This window comes from Streptococcus sp. 1343, from assembly GCF_013277355.1.
Classification (GTDB): domain Bacteria; phylum Bacillota; class Bacilli; order Lactobacillales; family Streptococcaceae; genus Streptococcus; species Streptococcus pseudopneumoniae.
In genome coordinates, this window is sequence record NZ_VMMT01000113.1 from 1 (window position 1) to 1,140 (window position 1,140).

Sequence of the window (1,140 nt, forward strand, 5' to 3'; positions counted from 1 at the left end):
TATCTTCCCATAATAAGAGCCATAATCACAAAAAAATAGCAGATGGTCAATTTGACCACCTGTTATTTTTTTACCAATTAACAATTTTATCTACAATATTTTGTTGTTCAGTAGCTGTTTTCCTTAGATAAATTCGAGTAGTTTCTATACTTTCGTGTCCCATCAAATCTGCAAGCAAGGCAATATCATTATACTTCGATAAAAAATTCTTAGCAAATAAATGTCTAAAAGAATGAGGGTAAATTACTTTAGGATTCATTTTGTATTTATCAGCATAATTTTTTAACTGTTGAGCAACTCCTCTTGCTGTAATTGGTTCGTTAAATTTATTCAAAAATAAATAACCACTTCGACGATTTTCTGATTCTAACCAACTAAGACAACTATTTCTTAATTTTTTAGGAATGTACAGTCTACGAATTTTACCACCTTTTGAGTAAATGTCAAAATAACCGATTTCTACATGCTCTACTTTTAGTTTAATAAGTTCACTTACACGAGCCCCAGTTGCACCTAAAAACCAAACGACAAAATGCCATTTTAAAATACCATCTTTTTTCAAACTACGTTTAAGAAAAAGGTAATCAGCATGGCTAATGACATCTTCTAAAAACGGTTTTTGCTGTACTTTGACAAATTTTAATTTCAAATCATCATGACCAATAAAAGTCAGATATTTATTTACTCCTTGTAGTCGCAAATTGACAGTTTTAGGTTTAAAATTGTCTAATAAATATCCTTTGTATTCAAATAAATCTTCCATTTTGAGTTCGTAATTCTCCAAGAAAAATCGAACACCATAAAGGTACGAACGCACAGTATTTTCAGCTAAACCAGCTTTCTTCAAATGTAATTCAAAATCTTTCAACGTAAAACTCCTATCTTATGTTTGATAGAAATTCCACCGCACGTAAAACTATTATACTAAATTAGTGCGTCAATATGGGCGAAAAATTGTTCGATTTTATCAACGATTCTGGATTGTTCAGGAAGGGGTGGGAGGGGGATTAGAATAGAAGCAACTTTATCACTATTCAAGTTTTTCACAACAGCTCCACTAATTAGAGATAAAAATTGAGAATAAACTACATTTGATGAAAGAATATAGAATAGGTAATCTCTATTTAATGAGTTTTCATA

Annotated in this window: 1 protein-coding gene and 1 pseudogene; both read right to left on the reverse strand. The window is 30.4% G+C overall.

Going from position 1 to position 1,140, the window contains the following annotated elements; all coding sequences use genetic code 11:
* Window positions 1–70 precede the first annotated feature (70 nt).
* Window positions 71–868 carry a tyrosine-type DNA invertase PsrA gene (psrA, locus tag HT709_RS11480; RefSeq protein WP_172925792.1) on the reverse strand — a complete coding sequence of 266 codons (798 nt, stop codon included), beginning with the start codon at window positions 866–868 and terminating at the stop codon, window positions 71–73.
* A gap of 89 nt (window positions 869–957) precedes the next feature.
* Window positions 958–1,140, reverse strand: a pseudogene (locus HT709_RS11485) (restriction endonuclease subunit S); the annotation flags it as partial.